Origin of the sequence: Athalassotoga sp., from assembly GCF_049965695.1 — a bacterium.
Classification (GTDB): Bacteria; Thermotogota; Thermotogae; order Mesoaciditogales; family Mesoaciditogaceae; genus Athalassotoga.
Genome location: NZ_JBMFWB010000016.1, coordinates 15,340 through 33,050, shown reverse-complemented (window position 1 = coordinate 33,050; position 17,711 = coordinate 15,340). Strand labels below are relative to the sequence as shown.

The 17,711-nt window shown below is 39.6% G+C and carries 17 protein-coding genes and 1 CRISPR repeat array; all 17 genes read right to left on the bottom strand.

The window, feature by feature from the left end:
- Positions 1 to 44: 44 nt before the first annotated feature.
- A CRISPR array of direct repeats spans positions 45 to 477; the repeat unit is 33 nt; unit sequence AGTTTCAATCCACGCACCCGTGTAGGGTGCGAC.
- A gap of 168 nt (positions 478 to 645) precedes the next feature.
- Positions 646 to 933 carry a CRISPR-associated endonuclease Cas2 gene (gene cas2, locus ACP5NR_RS06370; protein WP_428006138.1) on the bottom strand — a complete coding sequence of 96 codons (288 nt, stop codon included), beginning with the start codon at positions 931 to 933 and terminating at the stop codon, positions 646 to 648.
- Positions 934 to 938: 5 nt separating this feature from the next.
- Complete coding sequence (cas1c, locus tag ACP5NR_RS06365) at positions 939 to 1,970, bottom strand: type I-C CRISPR-associated endonuclease Cas1c (protein WP_428006137.1); 1,032 nt, start codon at positions 1,968 to 1,970, stop codon at positions 939 to 941.
- A complete protein-coding gene (gene cas4, locus ACP5NR_RS06360) occupies positions 1,967 to 2,605 on the bottom strand; it encodes a CRISPR-associated protein Cas4 (RefSeq protein WP_428005653.1) in 639 nt (212 codons plus the stop codon). The genes cas1c and cas4 overlap by 4 nt, the downstream gene beginning before the upstream one ends.
- Positions 2,606 to 3,496 carry a type I-C CRISPR-associated protein Cas7/Csd2 gene (gene cas7c, locus ACP5NR_RS06355; protein WP_428005652.1) on the bottom strand — a complete coding sequence of 297 codons (891 nt, stop codon included), beginning with the start codon at positions 3,494 to 3,496 and terminating at the stop codon, positions 2,606 to 2,608.
- 3 nt (positions 3,497 to 3,499) lie between these two features.
- On the bottom strand, positions 3,500 to 5,215 hold the full coding sequence (gene cas8c, locus ACP5NR_RS06350; RefSeq protein ID WP_428005651.1) for a type I-C CRISPR-associated protein Cas8c/Csd1: 1,716 nt from the start codon (positions 5,213 to 5,215) through the stop codon (positions 3,500 to 3,502).
- Complete coding sequence (gene cas5c / locus ACP5NR_RS06345; RefSeq protein WP_428006136.1) at positions 5,212 to 5,886, bottom strand: type I-C CRISPR-associated protein Cas5c; 675 nt, start codon at positions 5,884 to 5,886, stop codon at positions 5,212 to 5,214. Before cas5c ends, cas8c begins: the two co-directional genes overlap by 4 nt.
- Before the next feature lie 17 nt (positions 5,887 to 5,903).
- Positions 5,904 to 8,126 carry a CRISPR-associated helicase Cas3' gene (gene cas3 / locus ACP5NR_RS06340; RefSeq protein WP_428006135.1) on the bottom strand — a complete coding sequence of 741 codons (2,223 nt, stop codon included), beginning with the start codon at positions 8,124 to 8,126 and terminating at the stop codon, positions 5,904 to 5,906.
- A 224-nt stretch (positions 8,127 to 8,350) separates the two neighbouring features.
- On the bottom strand, positions 8,351 to 9,013 hold the full coding sequence (trhA, locus tag ACP5NR_RS06335; protein WP_428006134.1) for a PAQR family membrane homeostasis protein TrhA: 663 nt from the start codon (positions 9,011 to 9,013) through the stop codon (positions 8,351 to 8,353).
- 30 nt (positions 9,014 to 9,043) lie between these two features.
- Positions 9,044 to 10,054, bottom strand: a complete 1,011-nt coding sequence (locus ACP5NR_RS06330) for a LacI family DNA-binding transcriptional regulator (RefSeq protein WP_428006133.1) — start codon at positions 10,052 to 10,054, stop codon at positions 9,044 to 9,046.
- Positions 10,047 to 10,961: a carbohydrate kinase family protein gene (locus ACP5NR_RS06325; protein WP_428006145.1), complete on the bottom strand. Its 915-nt coding sequence runs from the start codon at positions 10,959 to 10,961 to the stop codon at positions 10,047 to 10,049. The genes ACP5NR_RS06330 and ACP5NR_RS06325 overlap by 8 nt, the downstream gene beginning before the upstream one ends.
- A gap of 13 nt (positions 10,962 to 10,974) precedes the next feature.
- Complete coding sequence (locus ACP5NR_RS06320) at positions 10,975 to 11,337, bottom strand: hypothetical protein (protein WP_428005645.1); 363 nt, start codon at positions 11,335 to 11,337, stop codon at positions 10,975 to 10,977.
- A gap of 3 nt (positions 11,338 to 11,340) precedes the next feature.
- Positions 11,341 to 12,264, bottom strand: coding sequence for an exo-alpha-sialidase (locus ACP5NR_RS06315; protein ID WP_428005646.1), 924 nt, complete (start codon positions 12,262 to 12,264; stop codon positions 11,341 to 11,343).
- 4 nt (positions 12,265 to 12,268) lie between these two features.
- Positions 12,269 to 13,117 (bottom strand): carbohydrate ABC transporter permease, encoded by an 849-nt coding sequence (locus tag ACP5NR_RS06310; RefSeq protein WP_428006132.1) that lies wholly within the window; start codon positions 13,115 to 13,117, stop codon positions 12,269 to 12,271.
- The gene (locus ACP5NR_RS06305) at positions 13,114 to 13,986 is read right to left on the bottom strand and encodes a carbohydrate ABC transporter permease (RefSeq protein WP_428006131.1); all 873 of its coding nucleotides are present in this window, start codon (positions 13,984 to 13,986) and stop codon (positions 13,114 to 13,116) included. The genes ACP5NR_RS06310 and ACP5NR_RS06305 overlap by 4 nt, the downstream gene beginning before the upstream one ends.
- A gap of 45 nt (positions 13,987 to 14,031) precedes the next feature.
- Complete coding sequence (locus ACP5NR_RS06300; RefSeq protein WP_428005649.1) at positions 14,032 to 15,315, bottom strand: ABC transporter substrate-binding protein; 1,284 nt, start codon at positions 15,313 to 15,315, stop codon at positions 14,032 to 14,034.
- A gap of 35 nt (positions 15,316 to 15,350) precedes the next feature.
- Complete coding sequence (locus ACP5NR_RS06295; RefSeq protein ID WP_428006130.1) at positions 15,351 to 16,232, bottom strand: dihydrodipicolinate synthase family protein; 882 nt, start codon at positions 16,230 to 16,232, stop codon at positions 15,351 to 15,353.
- Between the two features lie 17 nt (positions 16,233 to 16,249).
- A complete protein-coding gene (locus ACP5NR_RS06290) occupies positions 16,250 to 17,674 on the bottom strand; it encodes an L-fucose/L-arabinose isomerase family protein (RefSeq protein ID WP_428006144.1) in 1,425 nt (474 codons plus the stop codon).
- Between the last annotated feature and the right edge of the window lie 37 nt (positions 17,675 to 17,711).

Genomic DNA, 17,711 nt, shown 5'->3' with positions numbered 1-17,711 from the left:
AGGGTGCGACCGCTACTCAGATTTTCGTTATGTGAGAGCGTATATGTTTCAATCCACGCACCCGTGTAGGGTGCGACGATTACTTAATGTAGTTAAGTAATCTTCAGAGTAAGTTTCAATCCACGCACCCGTGTAGGGTGCGACTCTGACGGTCGGGATATCTTTAGCCTCTATCAAAGTTTCAATCCACGCACCCGTGTAGGGTGCGACATTGACAAAGGCATCGCTCCGGCGATGATGGACAGTTTCAATCCACGCACCCGTGTAGGGTGCGACCCAACCTTTCTTCGTTCATTTCCATTGCAAACCAAGTTTCAATCCACGCACCCGTGTAGGGTGCGACAAGGATCAGCCAGAACATAATTTTCACTACATCATCAGTTTCAATCCACGCACCCGTGTAGGGTGCGACGATAACTTACGCTGCAACTCTTTTGTACTGTGTGTTTCAATCCACGCACCCGTGTAGGGTGCGACTGTGACTAAACAAACTATTGTGAATACTGATGTTTAAGAATCATTTACGCATATCTGTTGTTATTGACGTAAATAAAAAGAAATTTTTATCCAATTCGCTTTTGAATTCAAGGAAACGCTTTAATTGCGAATCGTCCAGTGTTTATGCGTTTGATCATACTTCGCATATCAGATCATTAAAGGCCCTTCTGGATTATAAACCTTTTTAGCTCCAATATGCTCGACTCTATTTTGCCAATTTGCACCAAGAAAATAGAAGCGAAGACTATCGTAATCTGGATTCATTTTATCTATCAATTCTTGTTTGAGTTTCTCCCATTGTGCTGGATCTACAAGACATTCAAAAACAGAATACTGAACGCGCTGTCCGTAATTTTCACAAATCTTAGCAATATGTCTTAATCTTTTTTTGCCACCCTCATCTTCTGCCACGTCGTAACTCACAAGTATCATCATATCCTTTACCTCCAGATAAATGGGGGATATCCGTCAATGTCTCCCCTGATGAATCGTGCCATGAGCAAAGCTTGAGTATAAAAGACAAGCCCAAGGTGCATTTTTTCTTTTACAAATGGATGGTAAATCTCATCCTGCTTTCTTTTCTGATAAGTCGTTAGAACCGTTTTGCGGGCTGTATCTTTCATCAAAAGCACACCGTTGTCCAAAAGTTTAAAATCACTTGGCCCTATTTCTTTCAAATTTATCATAGAAAGTACCAAGCGATCCGCAAAGTAAGGACGAAATTCTTCCATCATATCAAGAGCAAGAGACATTCTACCAGGTCTATCTGTATGCAAAAATCCAACTGCGGGATCGAGGCCCACTGTTTCCAAAGATGAACGTATATCGTTGTAAAGTAAAGTGTAAACGAAAGACAACAATGCATTCACTTTATCAAGTGGCGGACGACGCGATCTCTCTTTGAATATAAAATCATTCTTTTGTGCAACTATCAATTCATTAAAAACTTCGAAATATACTTGAGCCGAACTTCCTTCAATACCACGCAAAGAATCTATATTTTCAGTTCTTTGAGCCATTATTATATTTCTTTCTAATTTAGTCGCTGCTTCTCCTAATTTTTTATTATCGACTTTTTCTGCGTGATCGCGCAATGCTCTTTGTAAAACCGTTCGAGAATTTGCAATTTTAGCTATGACTATATTTCTCACAATTTCTGTCGATTTAACAGGATCGTCTGCCAATTTGAATTGAGTTCTTCTCAAGAGCACATTTCCAGCAGTAGGACCTTGAACTTTAGCCAAAAATCTTCCGTTTTCAGTTAAAAATGAAATTCCTACTCCCATCTTTGCGCAATTTCCAAGAAGCATTGGACTTACTCGAATGTTTCCAAAACAAACTATGTTTGAGATATTTATAAGAGGCAATTGCAGAATGATTTTTTTATCAAGTGTTGCGACCACGGTGTTGCCTTCTTTTTTCAGATAGATCTTTTGAGTATTCACAAACAAAGTATTCAAAATTCTTTTCATTGTGAACCACCTTCAGGATCATTTTCTGTCATTTTTAAAAGATATGATTGAACTTTTTGGGACTTCTCAATGGTGGATGGTAAGCATTGATCGACTAAAGAGCATGATTTACATTTCGTTGAAAAAACTGGAAGAGGCGTTTGATGGTTTTGAAATAAATTTCTAACTTTTTCAATTGTTTTCAGCGTCTGATCCCTTAATTTTCGATCAAAAACCACATCAATTCGTTTCCTGGTTCCAAAATAGTATATAAAACCTTTGTCTATGATTTTACCTGTCATTTCTTCCAAACACAGAGTTTGGGCACACAGTTGCACTGTGTCCATTTCTTTCATCTTTGGTCTTCCGTGTTTGTATTCTAACGGAATATAACTTCCATTTCTGTCTTTCATCACAACGTCCGCCATTCCTATAAGTCCTAACGTTAAAGATCTGAGAGGCATGTCAAAAATTTTACGCACATTCAGCCTTGATTCCAAACCCGGCGTATGAGCCCTCCGGTGCAGATTTGTCCCCTGCACCGTGAGAGAATTATCCTTCCATATTCCTTCGATAAAGATCAAAGCGCACTGTCTCGGGCAAAACACGAAATGTTGCAATGCAGAAATCGGTATGAGTTCCGATTCATCGTACATCTAAAGCATCTCTATTATTTCAACGTTCTGCGGTACACTATCTCTGACAAGTTTTATCTCGTAATCTTCAAAATTTCTCGAAGGCAGATCGTTTTTGTTCACTCTGTCAATCTTTACGGCATCGAATAATTTGTACGATGGAGCATTGCCGAGAGCGGTTTGATGTTTGAAGACGATCAATTTTCTTGCGTTCATCTTTCCACGTGCCGCTGAATGATCATGTTCAAACATGTTCAAAAGTGCTTCCCAGAAAAGATTCAGATCGTCTTCGTTAAAACCCGTTTGATTCGCAAGAAATGCCGAAACATACCCTTCAGTTTTGTAAAGGGCATAAGGAATGACATGCTTGCGTCCCATCGTTCGATTGTCTCCCTGCTGCTTTTTGGCTTCATCTTCAGTGGCCACAGCCATACGCGTAATGGTTATCTCAAGAGGCATTATTGATTCCACACTTTTCCCAAAGTTGATCTGTACAGGCCCTCTTACCTGACCGCAATTTATGCCTGTCGACATAACTGCACCGAAGGTACGGATATCATAGAAGTTATCACACATCCATTTACGCACTTTTTCAACTTCATCACCTGAGCCTTTTCTCTTCTTATCATCACTATCTGATAGTTTAATGCCATTTGCATCATACGCTTCTTTATGAGTGTTGTTGAGAATAGACTTCTCGCGGATATAAATTCTGTTGGGAGATTTATCGTTGAATTTAACATCAACGTAATTTCTCACTTTCCTTTTCAAGCAAACATCCGTGACAATTCCAAAATTCGTTTCCGGATCTATTCTGGGCATATTTCCGGCATCGGGATCACCGTTCGGATTTCCGTTTTCAACGTCAAAGAGATAAACAAATTCGTATCGATTTTGAATTTGATTTGCCATATTTCATTCCCCCTTCAAATTTTCTTTCTTGGACGTGAAAAGATCTTTTCTTTGCTGGTAATAGCCAAGCACAAACATGCCCTGCTCTTCCATATCAAGGTGCGCCGGAAAAGTGTCTACGTCATTTACTATTTCCTGAACAAGTTTTTCCATGTTAGTCTTTCTTCCGCCTTCAAGTTTGGCAAAGTGATACTGCGATAATCTCATCAGTTGTGGAAAGACTGCACGTGGCGTCGCAGATGCCGAAGAAAAATATCTGTCTTTTATAGTCGCGTTTGAGTTTGCTTCTTCCTGAACTTTTTCAATGACCGCAAACAAACGTCCCAACAGATAACCTGGATCTTTCAATTCAGTGTTCAAACTCATATTAACCTCCAATCTTAAATTTCTCTTCCTGTATTTTCTTGAAAGGTAACCCTTGATCAAACTTGCACGGTAATAATTCACGTCTCTGTCTGCTTTTATTCTTTCCAATGTTACACTTAAGAGTTCATAGGGGTAATAGTCACCAGTCAAAATGGATCTCACGAATGCACCGGAAAGATTAGGATTTATGTTGTCACTTTTACCGAGTACGGCTGTTTCTTTTAAAAGCCGCCATATTCCGGGATATTCGCTTTCTTTTTCCGGAGAATTCCGATCTATTCTCATATCCGAGTAATGTTGACCGAGAGCGCTTTCAATTTCACCGACGGTAGAAGCATACCAAAATCTCACAGCAATGCGTGATACGTTAGGTGCGAGGCCAAGTATGTAAAATCCAATTTCAGGATCTATTTTTTCTGTTTTTTTACCGTCACGGGCAGCATTCAGAAAATCAAAAATTTCTTTGTTGTCAGACTCAGAAGTACTTTCAGGATCAAGTGCCATGCCAAAAAAATCTTCAATCGGAGATTGACGTTCTGCCCAGAAAACAGTCGTGGCATCACCTATCTGAATCTTTTGACGGCTATTTTTATCAAGTAAATGATTTAAGGCCGTAGTGTAGGAAAATGCAGCTGTTTCACCTATCGGGGCATTGAAGTTTTGTTTTTTATTGTAAGAATTAAAAGAATCGATATTGAAAGAAACGATTGCAGCACCTGAAGATTGCGCTCCTTTGACGCCTTTTATCGAAGGGTGTATATTGGGTATTGGTTCATCTTCTCCGCTGACAAGACACTGTGATACAGTTGCGGCTTCGTTCTGTGATCTTATTTCCATCAATAATTGCTTTAACGCCGATCGTTCATGAAGAAAAATATTTGCATCGATTTCAAGTTTGAAAACTATGTTGGATTCCGGAATCTCTTCTTTGTAGTCTAAATTTTCTATATTTTCGGGTTTCCATTTTTCCAAAAACAAAAGTAAGGCTTTGTACCCTTCATCCACACAGTTTTTACCCATTTCGGCATGGTAAAGTTTGAATATTTCAAAGCATTCGAGTGCATCCTGAGATTTTTCTTTGTCTATTCCAAGAACATATTTTGAATTGTCCCATAAAAAATTTGCCTTTTTTCCACTTGTCCTTTTTTGAAATATTTGAGGCACAACAAGACTTTTAGGGTACTTTTTCTTCCCGTCAGTTTCTCTCAGATCCATGACACGGACAACTTCACCTTCTTTATTTATTACAATCGCAAAATGGATTTTTTCGGTTGAATATCCAGGTGGTGCTATCTTTGATTCCGAATTTTGATTTAGTCTCTGGTAATAAAGATAAAGTTTTTGAAGGATCATTTGAATACCTCCTTGTAAGGTGGTACATCGATCACACCGTCTTTCATTTTAGCCCTAAAAAAACGTGCTTCCATGTTGTGATCGAAATCAATATCGTACAGCATCCAGCCGAGATCTTTGTTTCTTTGATCTTGTGGAAGTTCAGACTCGGGAAGTTTGTCTTCAATCAAAGAAAAATTTGCTGAAAATTCTCTCGTTCCGAAATACGGATGGTGAAAACACTGCCCCGAGGATGCCCGACGCGTGAATATTTCAAGGTGCTTTTCAGGTTTAACGTCTGTTGGATCATCTTTACCAGCTTTGTCTGTTATTTCAAAATGTGCATATATGAGGTAAGCAACGTCTTTGAGAATTAATCCAGCACGTTGTTGGCGTTCGTCTTCTATAAAGGTTTCGAGTTTGTATTCGGGATCTTTCATCGCCGTTTTGACATTTACTACGGATATTTTATGCTCTAATTCATTTCTGCGGACATTTGTAAAGCGTATGGGTTTTAAAACGTGTATTTTGTCAATTCGCCAGATTATTGAAGGCTTCCAGTAAATGGCCTCTAAGATGCCACGGGCTGCAGATGGAGTTATCACATCGTAACTCACCCGCTCAACTTTCATTTCCGGTCTGGTAAAACATGCGTAATCACCCCATATCTTCAATTTAATTCCGAAAGCCACAATTCTACCCCCTTTCATCACAAAATCGTTGTTTCTACCTGATAAAATTCAGGTGTATCAAGCGTCAACCCGATATTTTCGCTGTAAACCTCCTTTCTGCCGATTTCGGTTAATGTCCAAAATTCATCGTTAAAGGGTTCCAAATATCCTGCATTTTGAAGTTGCTGGATGGTTCTTTCTGGTATCTGAACCGTATAACGTTGAAGTTTTCTCAGGATTTCAATTGACACATGATATCTCAAATGATTTATAAGATCTTCTGCCAATTCATCGTAAGGGATAAAAACAGGTTTTTGGATATCTTCTATTATATGAAATTTTTCTGAAATTTTTTTAAACGGAAAGTCCAATTTTGCAAGACCTTCTTTGAAATCAATTAATATTTCCTTTTTATCAAGATTATTTCCTTTCCTCCAGTAATATGATTCAAAAAAATCATTTATCGAATTCAAAGAAAGAAAACCGTCGCAGTTTTGATTTATTATTCTTTCTGCTTCTTCTGCTCTCGGTCTGAAATCCGAAATGGCAGGAATCCCTTTAGACGGTTTGTAGACAAAAAGATCGCCATATTTCAATTTACCTTCCCTGTTGCATCTTCCCGCTGCCTGAACTATCGAATCAAGTCCTGCGAGGCTCCTATAAACAACGGGAAAATCAACGTCCACTCCCGCTTCCACAAGTTGAGTGCTCACGACCCGACAGGTGTTTCCATCTTTCAGCCTTTGCCTTATCTCTTTCAAAACTTTACTTCGATGTACCGGGCACATCAGAGCGCTGAGATGGTAGTTGCCTTCCTTATCGCTCCGATCTTCAAGCGCTTTGTAAAGATCGACGGCATTTCTTCGACTGTTGACGATGCAAAGCACCTGTTTTTCGGAGGCAAGTTTTTGTCCAAGCGTTTGGTCATCGATTTCTCCTATGTACTTTTCATGGACACGCTTTAAATCTTTTGCCAATTTCTCTGGATCAGAAATTATCTCTCTTACATTTTCAAGCCCTTCGAAATTTTCCCGTTTGTTCAAAGCGGGTTGTGTGGCGGTGCACAAAACTATCGTCGTTCCGTAGTGAGAAGACAATTCCCGAAGAACTTCCATCGACGGATACAGATAATCGGCCGGAATCATCTGCGCTTCATCCAAAATTACGACGCTTTTGGCAATGTTATGTATTTTTCTTGCCCTTGATGTTCTGTTTGAAAACAAAGACTCGAAAAACTGGACATTCGTTGTAACGATAATCGGTGCATCCCAGTTTTCCGATGCCAATACCCTTCTGGCTTCTTCATCTTCTTTATCGTCATCCTTTTCAACGTAATTCGAATGATGTTCAATTACGGCATCATTACCAAGTATGCTTTTGAAGACTTCGGCATTTTGCTCTATTATGCTTGTGTAAGGTATCACGTATATGATCCTTTCAAGATCGTACTTGATAGCGTGTTCAAATGCAAAAGCAAGGGATGAAAGCGTTTTACCTCCACCAGTCGGGACGGTAAGCGAAAAAATACCTTGAGGCTGCTGGGCTGCTCCAAGACACGCTTTGTAAATCTCATTTCTTACCTTGTTTATTTCTTTACCTTCCGATAATTTTTGGTTTTGAAATTTTTCCATTTCGTCGATGAAGATCTTTCTGAGTTCCGGAATCTTTTTGAATTGAGATCTTTTCGAATATCTTTGAGGATCCATGAATTTTTCAGTATCCAAAAAATCGGCATCGACCAACGATGAATAAATCATACGGATGAAAAATGACTGTGCGAATGCCCTTTTAGTATCTGAAAGGCCTCTGAACCAGCCGATTAAAAAATCAGTGGTTAAATCCGGGTACGAAAGTATTTCTTTCGGAATGCATGTTTCATTAACGTGCGGAACTTCTTTTTGAAGGCGAAATTGAATAGACGAGTCCTCCCCTATTGCATCCGGAAGTCCGGAATGATGACCTGCAATTGCATAAGCGATTATTTTGCCAAACTTTTCCGATTTCCAAACTCTTTGAGCGCCGTAAGTCGAATGATCGACATGCATATCAGGTTTATTTTCCGTTATTCTTTTTAATTTTTCCTGAAATTGATCGGAATACTTTCCGAGATCGTGCCAAAGACCCGCAAGATATCCCCACTGAGGTGCTTCGAATTTTTCAGAAAATCGCCGTGCAAGGAATGCTGTGCTTTCAAGGTGTTCTTCAAGCGTTTGATATCTAAAACCATTTTCTGATTTCGCAATATGAGCTAAATAGAGCATAGTGTCTCTCCTTTTAATAAAGCCAAATCAATTTTACATCACGGTCTTGATTTCGTCAAGTTTGTGATATAATTTTTTCATTTTTTTGATCTGCGCGTTTTCAATTTCATTAGATATCTTCGCAGGAAAACGATCAACATTCGGCAATAAAAAATGCGGGAGATCAAAGTGTGAATCTTAGGGATTGATCTGGTCGAAATCTGTAATATGGCCTTTGAATTTCTCTATTGATGAAAGATCGACGCAAGGGGCAGGATGTAAAACAAAATGGCAAAAAAATGCATTGCGCTGCCACCTATGACGAAAAGATGCCAGATGGCATGGTGGTATTTCATTTTTCTTCGGATGTAAAAAATAGTACCAAGCGTATAAAAGATTCCTCCGATTATGAGGAGGATAATGCCATCAATTGGTAATTTCTCAAACAATGGTTTTATGGCAAAGACTATCATCCAGCCCATTATTATGTAGATCAATGTCGAAAGAATAACAAACTTCTTTACAAAGAAAACTTTGAAAAGTATACCGATGACAGCCATGCCCCACGTGATCCCGAACAATGTCCATCCTACAGGACCTCTGAGGGTTATGAGTTCAAATGGCGTGTAAGTACCTGCTATCAAAAGAAATATAGAAGAATGATCGAATATTTCGAAGATATCCTTTGTCTTGCCCCGAGGCAGGGCATGATAAATTGTCGACATCGTGTAAAGTATGACCAACGACGATCCGTATATGGTTAAACTTACGATATACCACATATCTCCATAAATAGTAGAGAAAATCACCAAGACCACAAGGGCGGCTATTGCAAGCAAGGTTCCGATTCCGTGCGTTACAGCGTTGGCAATCTCTTCACCCAACGTGTAGTTTTCTACGTTTTTCAATCATAACTCCTTTTGTCATAATTTGATTTATTATATCAAACTTTTAACGGATTCTCTTTCTATCAATTTTGCTTTTAGAACAATATGTTGAGGTATATGAGAACTCTCGTTTTCAATGGCATCTAAAAGCAACGTCGCAGCCGTCATCCCAATGGCATCTGCAGGCTGAATAACCGTGGTGATGGAAGGAGAACATACTTTCATCCATTCGGCATCGTCAAAACCTATTATCGAAAGATCATCCGGAACCTTTATTTCCAATTCTTTGACAGCCCTCATAAGACCTAATGTGGAAAAGTTGTTCATCGCTATAATAGCCGTCGGTTTTGAACTTTTTGCTAAAATATCAAGAGATTGCTTGTATGAATCTTCTTCTCTGAAAAAACCGCTTCTTACCCATTCTTTGTGATATTCAAGATTTAATTCCTGCATTGCTTCTTTAAATCCGTTTAACCGTTCGTGTCCTGTATAACTTCTTTCTATACCATATATTGATCCTATCTTTTTGTGGCCGCGATCTTTGAGATATTTTGTCACCTCATAAATAGAGGCACGGTTGTCTATTACAACGGAATCACAGTTGACAGAATCGATAAGCCTATCGAAAAGGACGATCTTCATCCCATGCCTTACCATATTCCTGTAAATTGAAAGATTTTGACCTTCCGCCGCTGGAGCCACGATAAGACCGTCTACTTTTTTAGAAACAAGCAGTTCAAGATATTCAACTTCTTTTTGGGGATTTTCTCCGACGTTACATATCATAAGATTGTATTTTTTGGCGTAAAGCACCCTTTCCATGGCCGAGATGACCTCACTGAAAAACGGGTTTTTTATATCAGAAACGAGCACACCCACTGTAAAGGTCTTGAATATTTTCATGCCTCTTGCAAGGCCGTTAACGACGTAACCCATTTCTTTGGCCTTTTCCATAATTTGATTTCTAACCGCCTGACTTACGCCATTCTTGTGATTCAAAGCCTTTGATACCGTGGCAGTTGAAACGCCAACACTTTTTGCTATGTCCTTTATGCTAACCATTGGATCCCTCTTTCAAATTCTTTAAAAACCTTTTGACTTCTTCAAGTTTTGGAAAAGACGTTATTGCGCCTATCTTTTGAGCGGCCATTCCAGCAGTTACCGTTCCAAATTTAGACGCGGACACCAAATTCTCTTCATTAAAATCATTCCTCGCGAATTCATATATAAAGCCTGCCATAAATGCATCACCGCATCCGGTAGTATCGACAACGTTAACGCGTATCGCCGGAATATGAGTTACAGTTTTCGAAATGACGTACGCGCCGTTTTCTCCGTCAGTTATGACCGTTTTACCAATAGATTTTACCATTTCAACGATATCTTCAAAATCATCAAGGTTAAAGATCGATTTTGCGTCTTCCATGCTGCATTTGACAATATTCGATAACTTCCAGCCTTTTAAAAGATCCGCTTTGTATTTATTCTCATCTTTGGCAATATGTGGCCTGTAATTTGGATCAAAGAAGATGTATTTGCCCATTTTCTTAACATCTTCCATGAATTTCAATATGTGATCCGCTGCGGGGGTTGCAAAAAGAATTGAACCGAAATGAAAGGCATCAAATTCATCTATTCTTATTTTAGAGAGATCTTCATACGACAAAGCGCTATCGGCAGTCGATCTGTTCCATATGGCGAATTTTGGAACCTTTCTTTCATCTACAAATGCAAAGGCAAGGGTTGTGTGGAGATCACAGTCCGTCATACTCAAAGATATATCCACGTTTTCTTGCTTTAACGTATCTTTTAGCATTTCTCCGAAAAAATCGTAAGAAAATTTAGTTATGTAACTGACATGTCCTCCAAGTCGTGCAATTCCTACCGCTATGTTCAACGGAGAACCTCCGACATGTGGTTCAAATGAATCATCTATTTTGAACAAATCGATTAGATTTTCTCCGACAATTGCGATCTTTATGTTAAATCCCCTCCTTTCGAGGAATTTTTATAACGTACTGCATGAGTTTAGACCTGCCTGTTTTAACTTTATGTGCAAATCCAGCCGGTATAAGAAGTAAATCACCCTTTTTGATTCCATATTCTACCGGATTTTCAATTTTGCAGTTTCTTATTTCACCATCTTCTATTTCAACGCCGCCTGTGAATTTATCTCCAATTATAACAGTTGCTTTCCCGGAAATAACCATGTAAAGGTCGCTGAAATGAAAATGGACTTCTGCATTTCCATCAAAAAAAGCGTCTAATTCTGAAATTTTCACGGTTAAATCTTTGAATTTAAACGAATTTTGAGAATTCAAAGAAATTTTCAAAGGTTGATTCATACTTTACCTCTTTTCAAAATCACCATCTTCAAAAAATGAATGTATGAAATTCATTCTGTTATCCGTAAAGAAAAGGTGTAACTGCTTTTCATCTTGAAGTAACCACGGATAAGAATATTCTCCGCGATCTGCCTCTTTCACGCAAAAAGGGCCTGACCAGTTCCGCCCTTCATTCTTAGAAAACAAAAGATCCATTCTATTTCTTCCTGTTTGGGTGTGATTATGAGCAAGCACAAGCATATCTTTATATTTTACAACATCTATGCTACTATTTGGATTGGGAATGTCAGTTTGTGCGGAGGCCATCCAACTTAGCCCACCGTTGAAAGAATATGAAACGTATACTTTTCCCATCTTAGATCTACTCATCATCATGAGGATTCCATCATCAAGTTCAACCACAACAGGTTGAATTAAGCCGGTAACGGTTGTTTCTCCGTACAACTTCCAATTGTTTCCATCTTCAGAGATTAAGATCATGGATGTCCACTTTTTCTCATCGTAAACCGGCAAAAGATAATTTCCATTTTTCAAAACAATGGGTCTTCCCTTTGTCATAATGCCTTTTATATTAGAAATAATTTCTAACTCACTCCAGTTTTCTCCATGATCTTTTGATTTTTTCCGGCAAATTAAAGCGCTTTGCCAATCATTTTCGGTCAAGATGACTAAAAATAGCCATAATTCGTCCTCAGGACTTTTCCATATTACCGGATTGCCAACACCGAAACCCGGCATCTTAAATACGGTTACGGGATCTGTCCACTTATCAAAATGTTTTCTGGATAAATGAATAACGCTATCAGGTGCCTTCTCATATGAAGCCGAATACCAAACGGCTATAAGATCATCTCTATCTTTTGTAACGCTTACACAGTGATGCATGGGAGGGTAAATTTGTGATTGCATGACATTTTCGAAATTCATTTTTTCATCCCTTTATACCTGTCATTGTTATACCTTTGACAAAATATCTCTGGAGCAAAAGAAAAATAACGATAGCCGGTATAGTTGCCATTAAGGCTGCGGCCATAGCAGGTCCGTATTGCGGAGCCGATCCGCTGACTCCACTTTGACCACCGAAAAATTCCGCTATTCCAACGGGCAAAGTTCTTGATGCGTCTGAATTGACTGAAACGAGTGGCCACAGGAAATTCGTCCAGTTGCTTATGAATGTTATGATCGCAACCGCACTTATAGAAGGTCGTGCGAGTGGAAGCATTATCGTCCACCAGATTCTAAAGTACCCCGCACCATCTATTCTTGCGGCATCTATAAGATCTTGAGGAACACTTCTGAAAAAATTTCTAAGAATGAAAACGCCTGTGACGTTTCCAGTTGTTGGAAGTATCAAAGATGTTATCGTGTTCAAAAGATGGACATGGGCAAACATAAGATAAAGCGGTATGATCGTAACCTGTATCGGTACCATAAGCATAGACAAAACCGTCGCGTAAAGCAAAGCGTTACCTTTAAAATGAAATCTTGCGAATGAAAAAGCGGCCATAGAATCTATCAATATGACTATGATCGTGGCTATAATGGCAGCTAAAAAACTGTTTAGAGTCCATCGCAAAAAATTAAAAGTTCCTAAGACGTAAGAGAAATTGGACAACGTTGGATGTTGCGGAACCCATGTCGGAGGGTAACTTGCAATCTCTCCTTCCGGTTTAAATGCACTGACTGTCATCCAAAGTATCGGTGCAAATGCAAGAACTGTGAATACGATCAAGAGTAAGTACAAAATAGTTTTTGAAAGATATTTGTTTTTTCTTTTCATGATTCTCCAACCTTTTTAAGCAATTGTCTTTCAACAAGAACGAGAACTATCAAGAATGCAAAAACAACATACGCAACGGCAGAGCCATATCCCAATCTGAAATACTGAAACGCTTGAAAATACATGTATTGGATGACGGTAAGTGTGGCCATTGAAGGTCCACCTCCTGTCATAACGTAGACTTGATCAAAAACTTCAAAACTGTTTATAAGTGTTAGCATCAGAACTACAACTGTAGTCGGTCGAAGCAGAGGGAAGATTACATTCCAAAAAATTTGCCAGTTTGAAGCACCGTCTATTCTTGCGGCCTCTTTCAATTCTTCCGGTATGTCCTGAAGTCCGGCAAGAAAAAGGATCATGTTGAAACCAACTGTCCACCAAATTGTGGTAATGGCAACTGCAGGCATTGCCCAGTTCACACTCGACAGCCATGCAATTGGTTTTATTCCAAAAAAACTTAGATAATAATTCAAAATTCCAAAATGTGTGTCAAAGATCCACATCCATATAACACCAACAACCGTTGACATTATGACGTAAGGCATAAAAACGAATGTCCTTGTTACAGTTTTGCCTTTAAGATTCTGATCTACAAGCAAGGCTATAAGCAATCCAAGTATTATAAGCGCTGGCACCGTTAAAGCCATGAAATAAAGAGTGTTGATAAGGCTTGTTATAAAAGACGGATCGCCGAAAAGTTCAAGATAGTTTGAGAATCCTATAAATTTTGGGGTACCTACGATATTCCATCTTGTAAGACTGACAAAAAATCCAGCAATTGAAGGGCCAAATCTGAAAGCGACAAAAGCAAAAAGATAGGGGATTAAAAAGAGATATGGAATTATCAAGATTCTAAGATTTTTTTTCATTTACACCCTCCAAATTCTGGGCCACATAAGTGGCCCAGAAATAAATTATTGTCCCCTTGAAAGTATTTGATTGACTTGGTTATTCATCCATTCCATAACAGGCAATATGCTCTGATCTCTTACCATTATGTCCTGACCGGCAACAACTATCGGACTTACAGATGCTGCGGAAAATACCTCTGCTTCATTCGGTATTCTCGGAAGCATGACTTCGTAAGGAGCACCTTCAAGAAAACCTGTTCTTCCTGGCAACGAATATGCATATTCTCTTGCGGTGTTGAAAGCCGGAATATTCCCAGACAGGGCCCATTTGGATGAATTTTTGATCAACCATATGACAAAATCTTCTGCGGCCTGCATTTTTGTTTTATCACTTTGAACAGGAATGGTTAAAACATGTCCGCTTCCCCACACCGCTTTCTGTCCAAAGACCTGAGGAACCGGGAATGTGTCCCATTCGAGACCTTTTTGGGCCTGACACGCAGGTATTTCCCATGGCCCATCTTCAAGCATTGCTGTCTTACCAATAAGGAAATCGTTCAAAGGATTTGTGGCACCTACCGGCGAAACATGGTATTTGAAAACTAAATCCTGTAACCATTGCCATGCTTTCAGACCCGCATCGCTTGGATAATCAACTTTTGTATTTTGTTGATTGAGGAATCCATATCCTTGCTGGGCAAGCAATTCATACCATTGCAGAAAAGCGTGCCAGTTAAGTGAATACAATCCAAAACCGTATTGGACGATGTTATTTGGATCAAAACCTGGATCATCAGGATTTTTGCCATTTTTATCGAGTGTCAATTTTATGGCTATATCTAAAAATTGTTGACCGGATATCCATCCTGTCGGAGGGGTAATGCCGGCCTTTTCAAAGAGTGCTTTGTTATAATATATGGCATTCATATGAAGATCAAGTGGAAATGCGTACTGAACTCCATTGTAAAATGTTCCATTCCATGCGGTAGTTGCGAATTGAGTTGCCGTAAATCCAGCATTTGATATGACATTTCCAAGAGGCGTTAACAAATTCAAAGCCGCAAACTGAGGAATATCCGGACCATGCATTCCCAAAATGTCTGGTGGATTGCCAACGGCAGCCGAAGTCATGAATTTCGTGAACAAAGGTGTCCATTGCATCGTCGTGAAGGTTATATGGACGTCCGGATGTGTTGAGTTGTATTCATCGACAAGTCCGCGCATCACATCGCCATCAGGGCCTGTCCATCCACCCCAAAAAGTCAGTTGAATTGGCTGGGCGGCCATGACCACCATTCCAATCATCAAAAGACTTAACAACGTTAAAACCCCTAATTTCAACTTCATAAACTTCCTCCTTTCATTTTTTAAATTTGCCAAATTCAAATTTCTTTTTCGGCAAATTTAACTTTATCTCTTAAATCTTTCCCTTCATATTCCATCAACGGTAATCTCATCCTGCCATTGCCAAAACCTCTGAATTGTAAGGCTTTTTTTAGTGCCGACATATCATATCCTTCACCAACCGCAGCGGATATCTTTATCAACTTTTCTTGGGCTTTACGAGATTCCTCAAGATTTCCTTTTTTAAAAAGTGAGTATACTCTAACAAAGGGTTCTGGAAAAACCGCTGCCGGTCCGCTGACTGTCCCATTGACTCCCATCATAAGCATTGGAAAGAATGCCCTGTCAAATCCAACAGCAATCTCAAATCTTGGAAAATCTTTTCTTAGATCGACAAATCTTGTAATTTCACCGAAATCTCCGCTGCTATCTTTCATACCAAAAAAGTTCTCGTATTTTTCAAGTAAGGTCGAAACGACTTTGACTGTTACTTTATTGCAGGCCAATGACGGTATGTTATAAACGTATGTAGGCAAATTCTTTACCTCTTCAGTGATCTTCGAAATATACTCGATCATTTCTTTTTCAGAAACCCTATAATAAAGAGGTGGCAAAGTTGCAACGGCATCGACATTCGCTTTTTTTGCGATACGAACCAATTCTTTTGATTCTTCAATTCTCACACTGCTACAATTGGCAATAACCTTTGCCTTATTTGATGCAACAGATCTCGCAAGTTTAAAAATTTCTTCATGCTCTTTGATATTCAACGAAAGTCCTTCCGATGTCGTACCACATGCGAATAGTCCATTTATGCCCTTTTCGACAAGAAATCCGAAGTACCTTTCGGTTTCTTTGTAATCAATTTCTCCATTATCTTTGAATATCGTCAATGGTGCGGCTATCACACCGTCAAGCATTAAAATCCCTTCTTTCATTATTTTTTGTATACCTTGTATTCAATTCCCGCTATCTTGCAAAAGTCCACAAGTTCATCTATCCAATCGCCGTAAACGCCATGGGTGTGATTTGAATCATACGTCGAGAGAAATTCATCCGCGCTGACTTCTAATCTCGCAAAGGCATGCGGCCATTCTATCTGGGTTGCCTTAGCCTTTTCTTCGTTCTTTTTTTCTCCGAAGTCCAAAAATTCCGCAGGCAAGATCGCCATCCAGTACTTTCCGTTCTTTCTCGTCAATCGTGCCAGCGTAACATGGCCCGGCGCTGCTATATGCCTTACGGAAGCACCCCCTGCCGGAAAATAAAAGCCTTCGGGATAGAGTTCTACTTTCTTGAGATTCTCTTCGGGATTAAATGATTTTGACGCAAAATACGTTGCGTGTTCGCCCGAATTGCAAAGATCGAAGAAGTTGTCTTTTTCTTCGTAATGGCGAACATCAGCAAACAAAACTGGCGTTTTTGCAAGCGATTTAAAGATTTGCATGGTCAATGCGCCGTCCGAATCTGCCTCCGTTGCAAAGACAAATGGTTCATGTGTGCCTTCCCAGTCGTAAGGATCATTCATGAAGGCTTCCGCAACGTCCATCGTGGCAAAGTTATCCGTCAATTCGGGCTGGGCTTTTATCCCTGCAAAATCTAATTCGTTGTCTTTTATTATCTTTTGGATTGCATGATAACTTTTGATCTGTAACTTCAACTTCTCTGGCGTTAACTGTTTTCCATCGTAATGGACCTTTTTCACGTGAGACTCAAGCCACTTAAGGCCTGCTTCCGCTCTCGATTCGGGTACCTCGGCCGATAACCTTACGACATCATATTGATCGATGTGATCGATGTCTATTCCAAATATAGAATTCCACAGATCGACATTCGGAACGGCCGTGTACATGCCCATAGGTCTTCCGCCAATTATGCCGTACCTTTGACCTCTTAATGAATTAAACGCGTAAGCGGCACGAATGAAAGAAAGCATCTGCTTTAAGACCTTTGGATCTTTTATGCCGCCCCACACCCTTTTGTGAATGACTCCGGTTTGATCCAAAGCACCGGCCGCGGCAAGCATGCCAACCATGCCGGGATATTGAGGGTTAACATTTCCAAAAAGCAAAAATGGCCCGGGCGCAAACTTGGACGATATGACGGAAAAATGCGGGAAGGCCCAGACAGCGTAGTTGAAGATCGTCAGATGGACTCCTGCGTTTTTCATTCTTAAACCTTCAGATTTGGCTATCGAGGGTTTTGAGACGATCTCTTTTGCCTCGACAACTTCGATTTCATTCGTCGACTGGAGCGCTTTCGAAAGTTCGCTTTGAAAGCGTTTGTTTATCTCAAGAAGATCGGCGTTAACCTTTGGTCGGCCATCTGAAAATGTTATTATTCCAACTTTTATCTTCTCCATGATTTCCTCCGTCATTAAAAATATTAGGAAAACGTTTAAC

Coding starts and splice junctions, on each gene's coding strand:
- cas2 (WP_428006138.1), bottom strand. CDS start 933: ATGATGATACTTGTGAGTTACGACGTGGCAGAAGATGAGGGTGGCAAA.
- cas1c (WP_428006137.1), bottom strand. CDS start 1,970: ATGAAAAGAATTTTGAATACTTTGTTTGTGAATACTCAAAAGATCTAT.
- cas4 (WP_428005653.1), bottom strand. CDS start 2,605: ATGTACGATGAATCGGAACTCATACCGATTTCTGCATTGCAACATTTC.
- cas7c (WP_428005652.1), bottom strand. CDS start 3,496: ATGGCAAATCAAATTCAAAATCGATACGAATTTGTTTATCTCTTTGAC.
- cas8c (WP_428005651.1), bottom strand. CDS start 5,215: ATGATCCTTCAAAAACTTTATCTTTATTACCAGAGACTAAATCAAAAT.
- cas3 (WP_428006135.1), bottom strand. CDS start 8,126: ATGCTCTATTTAGCTCATATTGCGAAATCAGAAAATGGTTTTAGATAT.
- ACP5NR_RS06330 (WP_428006133.1), bottom strand. CDS start 10,054: ATGGTTAGCATAAAGGACATAGCAAAAAGTGTTGGCGTTTCAACTGCC.
- ACP5NR_RS06320 (WP_428005645.1), bottom strand. CDS start 11,337: ATGAATCAACCTTTGAAAATTTCTTTGAATTCTCAAAATTCGTTTAAA.
- ACP5NR_RS06315 (WP_428005646.1), bottom strand. CDS start 12,264: ATGAATTTCGAAAATGTCATGCAATCACAAATTTACCCTCCCATGCAT.
- ACP5NR_RS06310 (WP_428006132.1), bottom strand. CDS start 13,117: ATGAAAAGAAAAAACAAATATCTTTCAAAAACTATTTTGTACTTACTC.
- ACP5NR_RS06305 (WP_428006131.1), bottom strand. CDS start 13,986: ATGAAAAAAAATCTTAGAATCTTGATAATTCCATATCTCTTTTTAATC.
- ACP5NR_RS06300 (WP_428005649.1), bottom strand. CDS start 15,315: ATGAAGTTGAAATTAGGGGTTTTAACGTTGTTAAGTCTTTTGATGATT.
- ACP5NR_RS06295 (WP_428006130.1), bottom strand. CDS start 16,232: ATGCTTGACGGTGTGATAGCCGCACCATTGACGATATTCAAAGATAAT.